This is a genomic window from Candidatus Schekmanbacteria bacterium (assembly GCA_003695725.1).
In the GTDB taxonomy this organism is placed as follows: domain Bacteria; phylum Schekmanbacteria; class GWA2-38-11; order GWA2-38-11; family J061; genus J061.
Window position 1 is genome coordinate 1 of sequence record RFHX01000099.1, and the last position, 14,912, is coordinate 14,912.

At 35.8% G+C, this 14,912-nt stretch carries 19 protein-coding genes; 18 read left to right on the forward strand and 1 reads right to left on the reverse strand.

Annotation, left to right across the window (positions count from 1 at the left end; all coding sequences use genetic code 11):
- The 18 genes from D6734_03940 to D6734_04025 form a co-directional block, all read left to right on the forward strand.
- Window positions 1–333: hypothetical protein (locus D6734_03940; protein ID RMF96236.1), on the forward strand; the 333-nt coding region annotated here is incomplete at its 5' end.
- Window positions 334–632: 299 nt separating this feature from the next.
- Window positions 633–1,541 carry a KpsF/GutQ family sugar-phosphate isomerase gene (locus tag D6734_03945; protein ID RMF96254.1) on the forward strand — a complete coding sequence of 303 codons (909 nt, stop codon included), beginning with the start codon at window positions 633–635 and terminating at the stop codon, window positions 1,539–1,541.
- Window positions 1,542–1,554: 13 nt separating this feature from the next.
- Window positions 1,555–2,082 (forward strand): HAD-IIIA family hydrolase, encoded by a 528-nt coding sequence (locus D6734_03950; GenBank protein ID RMF96237.1) that lies wholly within the window; start codon window positions 1,555–1,557, stop codon window positions 2,080–2,082.
- Window positions 2,083–2,111: 29 nt separating this feature from the next.
- Complete coding sequence (gene lptC, locus D6734_03955) at window positions 2,112–2,756, forward strand: LPS export ABC transporter periplasmic protein LptC (protein ID RMF96238.1); 645 nt, start codon at window positions 2,112–2,114, stop codon at window positions 2,754–2,756.
- 41 nt (window positions 2,757–2,797) lie between these two features.
- On the forward strand, window positions 2,798–3,316 hold the full coding sequence (gene lptA / locus D6734_03960; protein ID RMF96239.1) for a lipopolysaccharide transport periplasmic protein LptA: 519 nt from the start codon (window positions 2,798–2,800) through the stop codon (window positions 3,314–3,316).
- Between the two features lie 39 nt (window positions 3,317–3,355).
- A complete protein-coding gene (gene lptB / locus D6734_03965; protein ID RMF96240.1) occupies window positions 3,356–4,087 on the forward strand; it encodes an LPS export ABC transporter ATP-binding protein in 732 nt (243 codons plus the stop codon).
- Between the two features lie 9 nt (window positions 4,088–4,096).
- Window positions 4,097–5,545, forward strand: coding sequence for an RNA polymerase sigma-54 factor (gene rpoN, locus D6734_03970; protein RMF96241.1), 1,449 nt, complete (start codon window positions 4,097–4,099; stop codon window positions 5,543–5,545).
- A 25-nt stretch (window positions 5,546–5,570) separates the two neighbouring features.
- Entirely contained in the window at window positions 5,571–5,912 is a 342-nt protein-coding gene (gene raiA, locus D6734_03975) for a ribosome-associated translation inhibitor RaiA (GenBank protein ID RMF96242.1), read from the forward strand.
- Between the two features lie 45 nt (window positions 5,913–5,957).
- Window positions 5,958–6,425 (forward strand): PTS sugar transporter subunit IIA, encoded by a 468-nt coding sequence (locus D6734_03980; protein RMF96243.1) that lies wholly within the window; start codon window positions 5,958–5,960, stop codon window positions 6,423–6,425.
- Between the two features lie 6 nt (window positions 6,426–6,431).
- Window positions 6,432–7,379, forward strand: coding sequence for an HPr(Ser) kinase/phosphatase (hprK, locus tag D6734_03985; GenBank protein ID RMF96244.1), 948 nt, complete (start codon window positions 6,432–6,434; stop codon window positions 7,377–7,379).
- Between the two features lie 29 nt (window positions 7,380–7,408).
- Entirely contained in the window at window positions 7,409–7,828 is a 420-nt protein-coding gene (locus D6734_03990) for a PTS sugar transporter subunit IIA (GenBank protein ID RMF96245.1), read from the forward strand.
- Window positions 7,812–8,339, forward strand: coding sequence for a PTS mannose/fructose/sorbose transporter subunit IIB (locus tag D6734_03995; protein RMF96246.1), 528 nt, complete (start codon window positions 7,812–7,814; stop codon window positions 8,337–8,339). Before D6734_03990 ends, D6734_03995 begins: the two co-directional genes overlap by 17 nt.
- A 29-nt stretch (window positions 8,340–8,368) precedes the next feature.
- Window positions 8,369–9,076 carry a hypothetical protein gene (locus D6734_04000; protein ID RMF96247.1) on the forward strand — a complete coding sequence of 236 codons (708 nt, stop codon included), beginning with the start codon at window positions 8,369–8,371 and terminating at the stop codon, window positions 9,074–9,076.
- 2 nt (window positions 9,077–9,078) lie between these two features.
- A complete protein-coding gene (locus D6734_04005; GenBank protein RMF96248.1) occupies window positions 9,079–9,849 on the forward strand; it encodes a hypothetical protein in 771 nt (256 codons plus the stop codon).
- Window positions 9,850–9,858: 9 nt separating this feature from the next.
- Window positions 9,859–10,134 (forward strand): HPr family phosphocarrier protein, encoded by a 276-nt coding sequence (locus D6734_04010; GenBank protein ID RMF96249.1) that lies wholly within the window; start codon window positions 9,859–9,861, stop codon window positions 10,132–10,134.
- Window positions 10,135–10,197: 63 nt separating this feature from the next.
- Complete coding sequence (gene ptsP, locus D6734_04015; protein RMF96250.1) at window positions 10,198–11,958, forward strand: phosphoenolpyruvate--protein phosphotransferase; 1,761 nt, start codon at window positions 10,198–10,200, stop codon at window positions 11,956–11,958.
- Between the two features lie 46 nt (window positions 11,959–12,004).
- A complete protein-coding gene (locus D6734_04020; protein RMF96251.1) occupies window positions 12,005–13,156 on the forward strand; it encodes a methionine adenosyltransferase in 1,152 nt (383 codons plus the stop codon).
- Window positions 13,157–13,196: 40 nt separating this feature from the next.
- The gene (locus tag D6734_04025; GenBank protein RMF96252.1) at window positions 13,197–14,453 is read left to right on the forward strand and encodes an adenosylhomocysteinase; all 1,257 of its coding nucleotides are present in this window, start codon (window positions 13,197–13,199) and stop codon (window positions 14,451–14,453) included.
- A 37-nt stretch (window positions 14,454–14,490) separates the two neighbouring features.
- On the opposite strand, the gene trxA is transcribed toward D6734_04025, so the two are convergent.
- On the reverse strand, window positions 14,491–14,814 hold the full coding sequence (trxA, locus tag D6734_04030) for a thioredoxin (protein RMF96253.1): 324 nt from the start codon (window positions 14,812–14,814) through the stop codon (window positions 14,491–14,493).
- Between the last annotated feature and the right edge of the window lie 98 nt (window positions 14,815–14,912).

The window sequence follows — 14,912 nt, forward strand, 5'->3', positions numbered from 1 at the left end:
AATACATCCTCCTTTGAAAAAGGTTATTTACATCCGCCTACTTCCTTGATGCTTTCATATGGCATAAAGAAAGAGATTTGGGAAGTTGCAGGACAATTAGTTGATTCATTTTGGTTTTTTTACAGAGAATTGGCAATAAAAAATGTAAAGAATTTATATGAGAAATACAGGGGAAGTTTGAGGTGTATAAATAAAAAAGTGAAACTTGTTGACAGGGAAGTAGAAATCGAAGGTGTAGCAGAAAAGGTAGATGAGAAAGGTTGTATTTATATAAAGACACTTTCAGGCAAAATAGAGAAGTTTTCTAATGGAGATTTGATTCTTTTGGAGTGAAAATGGATTTTTCCAATTCAAGAGAGCAAATGAGAAAACTCCGCTAAAATAATTTCTAAAAAATAAAGACAATTCCTCTTTTTTTTGATATCTTTCAGTCATATCATTTTAGATTTGTAAATGCTTTTTTAGGATATTAACATATTGTTTCGTAAAGAGAAAATTTAATCATTTAGTATAATGAATATAATAGATAATATAATTTGAGGTTTGGTATTAAAACTGAGGATAACAAATTGACAAAGAATGATTGTATAGAGAAAGGGAAAGAGGTTTTAAGGATAGAAGCAGAGGCAGTAATGGGGCTTATTGATAGAATCGATGATTCCTTCACAAAAGCCGTTGAGATCATTTATAAGTGCAAGGGGCGTGTTGTGGTTACAGGTATGGGCAAATCAGGATGGATAGGCAATAAGATAGCGGCAACTCTTGCTAGCACAGGGACTCCTGCCTTTTTTCTTCATCCTGCAGAAGGAATGCATGGCGATATTGGAATGATTACGAAGGAAGATGTTGTGTTGGCATTATCAAACAGCGGAGAAACAAAGGAATTGAATGAGATAATTCCTGTAATCAAACGACTGGGTATTGATTTGATTTCTCTTACAGGAAATGAAAATTCTGCATTGGCAAAAGCAAGCACTGTTGTGATAAATACAGGTGTAAAGAGGGAAGCATGTCCTTTGGGGCTTGCGCCAACAGCAAGCACCACTGCCGCTCTTGCTATGGGAGATGCCATTGCCATAGCACTGCTTGAAAAAAGAGGCTTTAAGAAGGAAGACTTTGCAATGCTTCATCCTGGTGGTAGTTTAGGGAAAAAGCTCATTCTTCGTGTTAAGGATTTAATGCATCAAGGCAGTGAAATTCCTCTTGTTGAAGAAGAAACACTAATGAGGGATGCATTGGTGGAAATGACATCAAAAAAACTTGGTTTTATCGTGATAGAGAATTCAAATAAGGAGCTTACAGGAATTATAACTGATGGTGATTTAAGAAGAATAATCGAAAAATATGGCAATTTTTTGGATAAAAGAACTTGTGAGCTGATGACCAAGAATCCAAAAACAATTACTGAGGACGCTCTGGTCGTTGAAGCTCTTCATTTGATGGAAAAACATTCAATTACATCGCTCATTGTTTCTCCTGACAAAAAGAGAATAGACGGAGTAATTCATCTGCATGATATTTTAAAGTCTGGAATCGTATAGGGAATTTAAAGTTATGAAAGAAAGTTTAATAAATAGAATAAAAAGAATTAAGATTATTATTTTTGATATAGATGGAGTAATGACTGATGGAAAAATAATCTATTCAAGCAATGGTGAAGAAATCAAGGAATTCAATGTAAGAGATGGGCATGGAATTAAACTGGCAAAAAGAGCAGGAATGGATATTGCAGTGATTAGTGGGAGGGCTTCAAAAATCCTTTCTGCGAGAGTCAAAGAGCTTGGCATCGACAAACACTATCAGAAAGCTCTCAGAAAAATTGAGGCATACGAGGATATTTTGAGACGCTATGGCTATAAGGATGAAGAAACGGCATATGTTGGCGATGATTTGCCTGATATCCCAGTAATGAGAAGATGCGGATTTTCAATTGCAGTAAGGGATGCTGTTGATGAGGTCAAGGAATCAGCGCATCTGATAACACAGAATTGCGGAGGCAATGGTGCAGTAAGAGAAGTTGTAGATTTGATTTTAAAGACCCAAGGAAGATGGTCAATGATTATGGAGCGATATGAAGCATAAGAGTAAAATAGCAAATAGAGATATGTGATATGCCAAAGAAAATTTTATATAAAATAAGATATCCTCTGCTTACTATATTTGTAATAGTATTGGCAGGAATACTCCTCAATCTCTATTTGTCCGGAAATAAAAGTGATGAAGATTCCATAGCAAATAAAGAAGTTGAAAAAATGGCAGAAGAAGTACCTACAGTGAGCATCAAACCCTTAAATTTTTCTCAAGCATCGACAGGAGCTTCGAAATTTGCATTAACGGCACAAAGGGCAGATTTTTTTCAGGATAAAGGGAAGGGAATATTAACAAAGTTTAAATTGGTATATACTTATGAAAAGGGTAAAAAGGTAATAGTTTCAGGTGATGAAGCAGTAGTAACAGCCGATGTTAATTCGGATTTAACAATGGGATTGGGTGATGCCAACATAATCTGTACAAAACCTGTTAAAGCCATATTTACCAATGGAATGAATTTTGTAAGTGAAGATTTACAGTGGAATGGAATGGATGGAGATATCACGGCAAAGGGCAAGGTAAAGCTTTTTGGCAATGATTTTAGAATCGAGGGTTATGGGTTGAGGGCAAACCTAAAGGAAGAAAAAATAGAGCTGCTGTCAAAAGTGAAACTAATGGTTGTCCCCTCTACAGTAAACAAAATGACAAAGGATGGTTTTATTTAAAAAAAGTTTGTATTATAATTCTAAAAAAAAATGAGAAAATTATGAGACGGATAATTGGTATTTTAGGAGTTTTTCTTTTGTTGATTCTCTTGACAGCGCAGAAGAGTGAAGCACGAAATGGACTTGCTGATATTCTTAGTAAAGGCGGCGGAAAAGATATTCCTATAAATATTACTTCAGATAGAATGGAAGCATATAATAAGAAAGACCTTATCATATTTTATGGAAATGTTAAGGCAACAAGAGGAGACACAACTCTATGGGCTGATAGAATGGATATTTATTTGGACAAATCCAATAAAAAAATAAGCAAGATTGTTGCTCTTGGGAATGTAAAAGTAAATCAAGGAGATAAAAACGCTGTAGCAGAAAAAGGAACTTATTTCGATAAAACACAGGAAATAGTGCTTGAAGGGAATCCTCTTGTCTGGCAAAAGAACAATGTTTTGAAAGGAAGCAGTATAAGTTTACACCTTGACCAAGATAGAATTGTTGTGAATTCTGCAAAAGTAAAAATTGAGCCGAAGACATTTAATAAAAAAGAGAAAAAGGGAAAATAGCTTTTAAGTAGTTATTTCAAAAGAAAGAGAAAAAAAGTAATGAATAAATCGTTAAAAATTGTATCAGTAAGCAAAACATATGGTAATCGCCGTGTAGTGGATAATGTTTCTATGGAAGTATTTGATGGAGAAGTAGTGGGACTTCTTGGCCCAAACGGGGCTGGTAAGACAACTACATTCTATATGGTAGTTGGAATGATTACTCCTGAAAGTGGAGAAATAATTTTAAATAATGAAAATATCGTAAATTTGCCGATGTATATGAGGGCAAGAAAAGGCATTGCCTATTTGCCTCAAGAATCATCAGTTTTTAGGAAACTTACTGTTGAGGAAAATTTTAAAGCAATCTTAGAGATGCAGAATATTTCACAAAAGAATGGAAAAAAACGATTAAAAGAATTACTTGAAGAGCTTGGTCTAACCCATTTGGCGAAAAATAAAGCATATACCCTTTCAGGGGGAGAAAGACGAAGATTGGAGATTACAAGAACTTTGATAACCAATCCTGATTTTATTCTCCTCGATGAACCCTTTGCGGGCATTGAACCAAAGGCAGTTGATGAAATTCAGCAAATTATTAACTTATTAAAAAATAGAGGAATTGGGATCATTATTACCGATCATAATGTAAGAGAAACTTTAAAAATAACAGATCGTGCATATATTATAAGCGAGGGAAAAGTAATTGAACATGGAACACCTGAAACAATTGCAAAGAACGAAAATGTAAGAAAGGTTTATTTAGGTAATAACTTTGAACTTCTAAATTGATGAGAAAAAATGGCATATGAAGTCAAGTTACAATTAAAACAAACACAAAAACTTGTAATGACGACAGAGCTGAGACAGGCAATTCAGCTCTTAACGCTGTCCCGCCTTGAGCTCCAGCAGACAATTAAAGAGAAATTGCTTGATAACCCTTTATTGGAAGAAGTACCTGAACCTGTTTCAGAAGATATTCCATCCATTGATTTAACTAATGCTTCACCAGCTGAAAAAGGGGCTGAAGACGGAAGCCGCAATGGTGATAATTCTGAACCTTTAAAAGAAGTCAACTGGGAGGAATTTCTCCAATCCTATCAGGAAAATGCAGGATATAACCTAAGTTCTGATTTTTCTGAGGAGGCACCTAATCTTGAAAATATGATAGCTGCAAAGGAGACTCTTAGCGAGCATCTTCACAAGCAGCTTGCCTTAGTAGTTTCCAATGATGAGGAAAGTAAAATAGGAAGTTTGATAATTGGAAACATAAATGAAAATGGTCTTCTTTCGATGAGTTTGGAAGAGATGGCGCAACGATATGAGATAGATTTGGATAGATTAAGATCAGTTCATCGCTTATTCAGGGATTTCGTGCCAGAGGGAGTTGCCGCTGAGAATCTTCAACAATGCTTGATGATCCAGCTTGAAAATCGAGGGATGAAGGATTCACCGGCATATGAAATTTTGAAGAATCATATGGATGAACTAACTACACTGAATATCAGAAGAATATCAGAGTCAACAGGCATTTCAGAAGGTGAGGTTAAGAAGGCATTGAAAGTAATAAGAGAACTCGACCCGAAACCGGCAAGAAACTTTGGCGGCGATGAAATTAGATATATTATCCCAGATGTTTATGTAGTAAAGGTTGATGATGATTTTGTTGTTTATCTCAATGAAGAAGGTTTAAATAATATAAGGATAAGCCAATCCTATAAAAAGATGATTTCAAAGATGAAGTTGCATGATGATGAGACTAAAGAATATATCGAACAAAAGATGCGTTCAGCATTATGGCTTTTGAAGACTATTCAGCAGAGACAGAGAACGATTTATAAAGTTGCAAAGAGCATAGTTGAAAAGCAGAGACCCTTTTTTGAGAAAGGGATATCCCATTTAAAACCAATGATACTAAAGGAAATTGCGGATGATGTTGACCTCCATGAATGCACTGTAAGCAGAGTCACAAGCAATAAATATATGCATACTCCCCATGGAATTTTTGAGTTGAAATTTTTCTTTTCAAGTGGGATAGTTGCGAACAATGGCGATTCTATTTCCTCTGAAAGCATTAAGGAAAGAATAAGAAACATCATTCAATCTGAAGATAAGACTAAACCTTACAGCGATGAAAAAATTGTTCAGATTTTGGCAAAAGATAATATATTCGTCGCTAGAAGAACTGTCGCAAAATATAGAGAAGAGCTAAATTTCTTACCTTCCAGTAAAAGAAAGAAGATAGTTTGATAAATTAAAAAATTTAGGAGAAAAGATGCAGGTAAAAATACAAGGAAGACAAATTGAACTTACTGAGGCATTGAAAAATCATGTCAACAAAAAGTTAGAAAAATTAAAGAAATATACTGATAATATACTAAACGCATCAGTTGTCCTATCAGTACAGAAATACAGGCAATTTGCTGAAATTACGGTCCATGTAGATGATCAGATAATGATAGGTAAATCAGAGACTAATGATATGTATGTATCTATCGACCAGTGTGTTGAAAAGATTGAGACCCAGCTTAAGAAAAGAAAGGCAAGATATCATTCATCTAAAAAGAAAGAGACATCAGAAAAGAAAAGCTCAGAATCGATTGTTGAAAAGAGCTGAATTTTTGTTTAAATTCAGTTTATTATCTAATAAGGGTAAAGTGATATGAAAATATTGAATATGTTGAGTGAAGATGTTGTAATCGATAATCTTCAATCAAAGACAAAATCTGAAGTTCTGAGAGAATTGGCTGAACATTTAGTGAAGACTTTCAATCTCAAAGAAAATCCTTTGGATATAGTAAAAATACTTGAAGCAAGGGAAGAATTAGGAAGCACAGGAATAGGAGATGGCATAGCAATTCCTCATGGAAAGATTTCAAGCATAGACGATGAGCTTTTGGTGGTGGGAAGGTCGAATGAAGGGATTGACTTTAACTCAATGGATGGGAAGCCTGTACATCTCTTTTTTCTCCTTGTAGGTCCTGAAAACTCTGTCGGCTTACACCTTAAAGCTCTTGCCCGCCTTTCTCGTCTTCTAAATGACGAGAAAGTTCGTGATGATTTGATGAAAGCTAAAAACAGGGCTGCAATCTATTCGCTTCTTGTCGAGGCTGATTCTAAATTTAACTGAGTTCGGATGAAAAAAAAAATTAATGTCCGACAGTTTTTTGAAGAGATCAAAAATAGTCTTTCGATCTCACTATTGACTTCAAAAAAGGGATTTGAGAACAAAATTTCCAATTCGCAGGTTCAGAAACCCGGATTAGCCCTTGCTGGTTTCTTGGACAGCGTTAAATCAGAGACTATAAGTATTTTCGGTAATACAGAAATATCTTATCTTTCAACACTTTCCGAAGATGAGGCAAGTAAGGCAGTTGAAAGGCTACTCAAACTGGGACTTCCCTGTATCGTAGTATCAAATGAAAATAAACTTCCTCCACATATGGTTGAGCTTGGTGAGAAATACAGCACTCCAATAATGGTTGCCAAGGAGCAAAGCTCTTATCTGATATCTGTTATTCTCGATTATTTAGCCGGGATGCTTTCAGAAAGTATTACGATGCACGGTGTTTTGGTAGATGTATTTGGTGTAGGAGTATTAATTTTAGGGAAAAGTGGAGTCGGGAAAAGTGAAATAGTCCTCGACCTCGTTGAGAAGGGACATAGATTGGTATCTGACGATGTTGTAGAGATTAAAAAAAATACACCAATGACGCTCATAGGGGCAAGTCCTGAAAGTATTCGCTATCATATGGAAATACGGGGGCTTGGAATAATAAACATTAAAGACCTTTTCGGTGTTACTTCAATTCGGGACAAGAAAAAAGTAGAGCTTGTAATTGAGCTTGAAGAATGGGACCAGAAGAAAGAATATGATAGAGTAGGTCTCGATGAAATTAAAGCAGAGATATTGGGTGTTAAACTTCCTAAGGTGCTAATCCCTGTAGGTCCGGGAAGAAATATGTCTATGATAATTGAGATAGCGGCAAGAAATTATCTGTTGAAAAGAATGGGGTATCATCCTGCGGAAGAACTTAATAGAAAACTTTTAAATAAAATGATAGAGGAAAGCAAAATTAATTAAATTTATACGCTTTTGAGAGGTGGAATCAGGTGGTTGGAGCGATAATAGTTACTCATGGAAATTTGGCTTCTGAATTATTGAAGTCGGCAGAAATGATTCTCGGAAGACAGGAAAATGTTGTTCCAATAGGAATTAAATTGGATGACAGCGAAGAGGTTATTGTTGAAAAAATAACTAAAGCTATGAAAGAAGTTGGGAAAGGAGAGGGGATTCTTGTTTTTACTGATATGTTTGGAGGAACCCCTTCTAATTTGAGCCTGTCATTTATGGAAGACAACAAGGTAGAGGTAATAACCGGCGTCAATCTTCCAATGTTGATTAAATTTTTTTCTGAAAGAGAGAAAAATTCACTCAGTAAGTTGATATCTTTTTGTAAAATTTATGGTAAAAAACATATCATAGTTGCATCAGAGATACTGAATCAAAAAAAAGATGAGAAGGGTGAATAGAGGGGAAATATCGCTGATGGGATTGCTATTTTATAGAATAGATGACCGTTTGATTCATGGTCAAGTCACTGAAGGATGGGCTAAAGTATTAGGAATAGATACAATTGTCGTGGCAAATAACCAAATTGCTGAAGATGAAATGCAGAGAAAAATATTTGAATTTGCAGTTCCGCCGGAAATTAGAGCGCTCTTTTTAAAGATAGATTCAGTTCCTCCAACTGCTTCCCATTTGGAAGAGGAGGACAAACGAGCCATATTTCTTTTTTCTAATATTTCTGATGTATTTGAGCTTGTTGAAAGTGGTTTTATTATTAATGAATTGAATATTGGAGGTTTGCGTTCGGTAGACAGAGATAGGCGCCTCTCAGAGACTGTTTTTTTGAATGATCAGGAAATAGATATGTTGAAAAAACTGATCTTGAAAGGTATTGTCATTAATATTCAGGCAGTTCCGGGCGAAAAGCCAAAAAATGCTGAAAGTCTTTTGAATAAAAAAAATTTTTTTCATTAATCCGATTCCAACTTTAATCCTAATTTAAAATGTTCTTTGAGATAATATTGGCTGTTTTAATAGCGAGTCTAATTGCTTTAGACAGAACTGCAATAGTCCAGGTAATGATTTCGCAACCGATTGTGGCATCTCCTATCATCGGATATCTTTTAGGAGATTTTTTGCTTGGTTTGAAGATTGGAATCGCTGTCCAGTTATTGTGGCTTCCGGCATTACAGATTGGTGCAGCAATTGTGCCTAACTCCTCATTGGCATCTCTACTAATTTGTATTGTTTCGGTTGTAGGTGAAAAACTGCCTCAACTGTCCATTTATAGTGCTGAAGCTGTATGTGGAATTGTTTTTATTTCTGTATTACCGCTGATGTGGATTGAGGAGAAGATTGATACATTTGTACGGAAGAAAAATTATCTTTGGTTTGTTTTTGCCCGCAACAGAATTGCTGAAGGAGACACATCGTCAATAGGAGTTGCAAATTTAGGAGGAACACTCTTCTTTTTCATTAAAAATTTTGTTTTTTTGTGTATATCCGCTTTTTTTCTTACAAATCTTTTTTCTATTGTGATACCTCATTTGCCTAGAAAAATTATGTTTTCATTTGAGATTTTTTTTAAGATACTGCCGTTGGCTGGTATTTCTGCGGTATTGGGAGAGCTTTTAAATAGGAAATATTATTTTTTGTTTGCGACAGGCGTAATTATACAAATGGTGATTGTTATTATTTATTATATCTTGTGAATATGGCAGAGATAGTGAAAATTTCTATTTTTGACTTAATTGGAATAGCTTTGAGGTCTTTTTTCGTTCAAGCCTGCTGGAATTTTAACAAAATGCAGGGACTTGGCTTCTTATTTATGATTAGAGGAACTTTGAGTAAAATTTATAAAGATAAGGAATTGTTTACTAAAAGTCTTTTAAAATATGCTGATTTTTTTAATACTAATCCCTATTTCGCACCTGCTATAGCAGGTGCAGTTATGAAATATGAAGAGGAGTTGGCAATTCAGGGCACATCTTCATTCAATCCTGAAGCAATTAAAGCTTCTCTTATGGGACCATTCGGCGCAATTGGCGACTCCCTCTTTTGGTCAACATTGAGGCCTGTCATATCTGCTGTTGCAATATTTGCCGCACTTGCAAATATATCGTATGCCCCTATAATTTTCCTGGGAGTTTATGGTATAATCAGCATTGTTTTTAGATTTTACGCCACCTTCATTGGGTATAAATATGGCAAAGATATAATTAATAAAATCAGTAGGTTAAATCTATATACTTTAATCAATAGGTTAAAAAATATAATGGCTTTAATCCTTGGCGCTGTCATTCCTCTTTTGGAGATTAATAAAAATTTTATGCTTGTAGGCCATAGTTTTTTCGTAAATATTCTTATTGCTTTTGGAATAGTTAATCTGTGCTTTGTATTATTTTTGAAAAGGCTAACGACAACAGCTGTTATCTTTATTGTGATGTTTGGTTGCATTATGTATGCTTATATATTTCCGCTTTAATGGAGGGTTATTTTGGATAAGAAATCAATTGAGTTAACGATTTCCAACAAATTGGGATTGCATGCCCGTGCGGCGGCTACATTAGTCCAGTTGACGAATAGATTTGAGTCAAAGATTGAAATTGAAAAAGATGGTAAGGTAGTAAATGGGAAAAGTATTATGGGCATTATGATGCTGGCTGCGGCGAAGGGTAATAAGATTGTTGTTTATGCAAAGGGCCCTGATGCTGATAAAGCGCTTGAAGCCATTGAAGAGCTTGTTTTTAATAAATTTGGTGAGGAATAGTTATGAGTTGTGATTTAACCTCAAAATAAAAAAAGGCTTTTAAAATTGAATTAGAGTTGAAAAATGAAGAAGACAAAAAGATTGGTAGGAATTCCAGTTGCATCAGGCATTGTGATAGGGAATGCTTTTATCCTTAATCGGGAAATTGAACATGTCCCTCATATGGAAATAGAGGATTCTGAAATTCAAGCGGAATATGAAAGATTTGACAAGGCTGTAAACGAAGCAGTGAAACAACTGGAGAGAATAAGGTCGCAGGTTAAAGAAAAAGTCGGAGAAAGCCAATCTTACATTTTTGACGCAAAAATTATGATGTTGAAAGATGACGATATTCGAGAAAAGACATTCCGAAAGATTAAAGAAGAAAGAATTAATTGTGAAGCAGCTTTCGATGAAGTTATAAAAGGTGTTATTCGGGCATACGATGAAATTGATGATGAATATCTTTCAGAAAGAAGGTCTGACATAGAAAATGTAAGAAGAAGGATTCTCAATAATCTTTTAGGGAAAAGTCATATTCAGATTACTGAAATTAAGGAAAAAGTAGTTGTTATCGCCCATGACCTTGCTCCTTCTGATACGGCATTGATCAACAAGGAAATCATTCTTGGTTTTGCAACAGATGTAGGAGGCAAAACAAGCCACACCGCTATTATGGCAAGGAGTCTTGAAATACCGGCAGTTGTAGGCCTTCAAAATATTACAGATCAGGTTGCAACTGGGGATACAGTAATCATTGATGGCAACTCCGGCATAGTAATCATCAATCCTGATGCAGAAACATTAAATGAATATGAATATAAAAAGAAGAAATATGAAGATTCAAGGAAACTACTTTTTTCATTAAAAGATTTGCCTGCTGAAACCTTGGACGGTTATAAGTTGAAAATACTTGCAAATATAGAACTTCCCGATGAGGTAAATGCCGTAGAAACATATGGAGGTGATGGAATAGGACTCTATAGAACAGAGTATTTATTTATGAACAGAAAAACAATGCCTCAGGAGGAAGAGCAGTTTGAAAATTACAGGAAAATTGCCGAAAGGATGAATCCTAAGCCGGTCACTATCAGGACCTTTGATTTAGGAGGAGATAAATTTATTTCTCAGATGGATATGGCAGAGGAATTAAATCCAGCTATGGGATTGAGGGCAATCCGTTTTTGCTTGGAAAAGGTTGATGTATTTAAAACTCAAATTAGAGCGATTTTAAGAGCTAGCGCTTATGGAAATTTGAAAATTTTGTATCCTATGATTTCCGGTATTCAGGAATTGAAAAGGGCAAAGAGTATACTTGAAGAATGTAAAGAAGAGCTCAAAGAGGAAGGTATTGCTTTTGATGAAAATATCAAACTTGGAATAATGATAGAAGTTCCGACAGCGGCTATAATGGCAGATTTTTTCGCAAGAGAAGTCGATTTCTTCAGCATTGGAACGAATGATTTGATACAATATTGCCTTGCAATAGACAGGGTAAACGAAAAGGTGGCATATTTATATGACCCTCTTCATCCTGCTATTTTGAGACTTTTGGATACAATAGTATTTTCTGCCCATAGATATAAGATTCCAGTTTGTCTTTGTGGTGAAATGTCTGCAGAACCGATTTATGCCTTTTTACTCCTTGGTTTCGAAATTGATGAATTGAGTACCAATCCTAGGTCAATTCTTGATATTAAAAGAATAGTCAGAAATTCAAATCTATCAGATGCCAAAGAGATAGTATCAAAAATTTTGACTATGGATACGGCAGATAGTATAAGAAAATACATTGATTCTATAATTTTGGATAAATATCCCGAAGAATTTTTTTCAATTGAATGAAAAAATGATTAAGATTAACCATTAACATTTGCAGTGGAGGAAAAAAGTGAGCAACAATTCTTATTTATTTACTTCTGAATCGGTGACAGAAGGTCATCCTGACAAAATAGCCGATCAAATCTCTGATGCCGTTCTTGATAGTTTTATCAGTCAAGATCCCAATTGCAGAGTTGCCTGCGAAACTCTCGTTACAACTGGTATTGTTATGGTAGCAGGAGAGATTACAGCAAATTGCACTGTTGACATACCGGCTCTTGTGAGAGAAACAATAAGAGAGATTGGATATGACAGAGCAAAATATGGATTCGACTGTGATACCTGTGCGGTTATTACTTCCATAGACAAACAGTCTCCTGACATAGCAATGGGAGTCAATGAAACAGAGGGCCATAAACAGGGCGCTGGCGACCAAGGTTTAATGTTTGGATATGCCTGCAATGAAACTCCAGAATTGATGCCAATGCCAATAATGCTTGCCCAAAAGCTTGCATTGCAACTTTCGAAGACGCGCAAATCCGGAGAGCTCGATTTTTTGAGACCTGATGGGAAAACGCAGGTAACAATTGAATATGAAAATGATCGCCCAAAACGAATAGATACAATTGTCGTTTCATCACAGCATAGCCCTGAGATTACAGCTACAGAGATGAAACCCTACATTGTTGAAAAGGTCATTAAACCAGTTGTGCCGGCTGAATTTTTTAACGAAAAGGAAACAAAGATTTATGTCAATCCTACGGGAAGATTCGTAATTGGAGGACCGATGGGAGACTGCGGTTTGACAGGAAGAAAGATAATTGTTGATACTTATGGCGGAAAAGGTCATCATGGGGGAGGAGCTTTCTCCGGGAAAGACCCTTCGAAGGTTGACCGGTCGGCATCTTATATGGCTCGTTATCTTGCAAAAAATATCGTTGCCGCTGGACTTGCAGATGCTTGTGAAGTTCAGCTTGCTTATGCTATTGGTGTGGCTGAGCCTGTTTCTGTGATGATAGATACATTCGGCACAGGTAAAATGCCTTCCAATGAATTGGTCAAACTGCTTCTTAAAAATGTTGATCTTACTCCTGCTGGAATAATAAAACATCTTGATTTGAGAAGGCCAATTTATAAAAAAACAGCGGCATATGGACATTTCGGAAGAGAGGAAGACGGTTTCACTTGGGAGAAAACTGATTTGGCCGAAAAATTGAAATAATTTTGGTGTCAATGATTTTATTTAAAAAAGGAGGAAACTATTGAAGTATGATGTAAAAGACCTAAAGCTTGCAAAAGAGGGGGATTTGAGAATCGAATGGGCATTTCAAACAATGCCGGTTTTAAAGCAGATAAAGGAGCGATTCTCAAAACAAAAACCTTTGAAAGGGATTAATATTGCCGCCTGTTTGCATGTAACAACAGAGACAGCAGTCCTTATGATAACACTCAAAGCTGGAGGAGCAAATCCTCATCTGTGTGCATCAAATCCCTTAAGTACTCAGGATGATGTTGCAGCAGCATTGGTTAAGACGCACAAGATACCTGTTTTTGCAATTAAAGGGGAAAACAAGAAGACATATTATAGCCATATCAACAGCGTCCTTGATGCTAAACCAGAAATAACTATGGACGACGGTGCAGATCTTGTTTCCGAAGTCCATTCAAAAAGAAAAAATTTGATTGGCAACATCATAGGAGGTACTGAGGAAACTACAACAGGAGTTATTCGTCTAAAAAGTATGGCTAAAAACAAGGTTCTTCAATATCCAATACTTTCAGTAAATGACGCGATGACAAAACATTTCTTTGATAATCGCTACGGCACAGGCCAAAGTACCCTTGACGGTGTCCTGCGAGCGACAAATAGGTTATTATCTGGGTCGAAATTTGTTGTAGCCGGCTATGGATGGTGCGGACGAGGAGTAGCAATGAGGGCAAGAGGCATGGGTGCAAGAGTTATAGTTACTGAGGTTGATTCTGTAAAAGCATTGGAAGCCGTTATGGACGGTTTTGATGTTATGCCGATGACTGAAGCCGCTAAAATAGGTGATTTTTTCCTTACACTTACAGGTGATATGCATGTCATCGATGAAAAGCATTTCAAAGTTATGAAGGATGGAGCTATTGTGGCAAATTCTGGACATTTCAATATTGAAATCAACATTGAAGCGTTGGAAAAGATGAAAAAGAAGAAAAGGACTGTAAGGCCCTATATTGAAGAATATACACTTAAAGATGGAAGAAGAATAAATATCCTCGGAGAAGGACGGCTTATAAATCTTGCAGCTGCAGAAGGACATCCTTCAAGCGTAATGGATATGAGTTTTGCCAATCAGTCACTTGGTGTTGAATACCTTATTAAGAATGCAAATAAACTTGAAAAAAAGGTCTATCAAATCCCTGAGAAGATTGACAGAGAGATAGCCACCTTGAAACTTCGTTCTATGGGAATAAAAATTGATAAGCTTACTCCTGAGCAAAAAGCATATCTCAATTCATGGCAGATAGGAACCTGAGGAAAATTGGCATAGGTAAAAGCACCTTTAGAAGAATCTAAAGGTGCTTGTTTATTACTTCAAGAATTGCATTTTTGGGCTGAGCGCCAATAATTTGTTCTACTGATTCACCATTTTTGAATAGAATGAGCGTTGGGATGCTTCTTATGCCGAAATTGGCTGCTAAAGATTGATTCTCGTCAACATTTACTTTACCAACTTTCAACTTACCTGATAGTTCATCAGCTATTTCTGCAACAACAGGAGCAATCATTTTACAGGGACCGCACCAAGTAGCCCAAAAATCTACAAGGACTGGAATATCTGATTTCAAAACTTCTGATTCAAAGTTATCTTCTTTGAGCTCTATTTCATTAGACATTTTATCTCCTCCAAAATTTTTTTAAAAAATATTATATTTTTCAAAATAAATCAATCTTAATTCAAGAATGATAGGATACTCAGATAAATGAAATAATT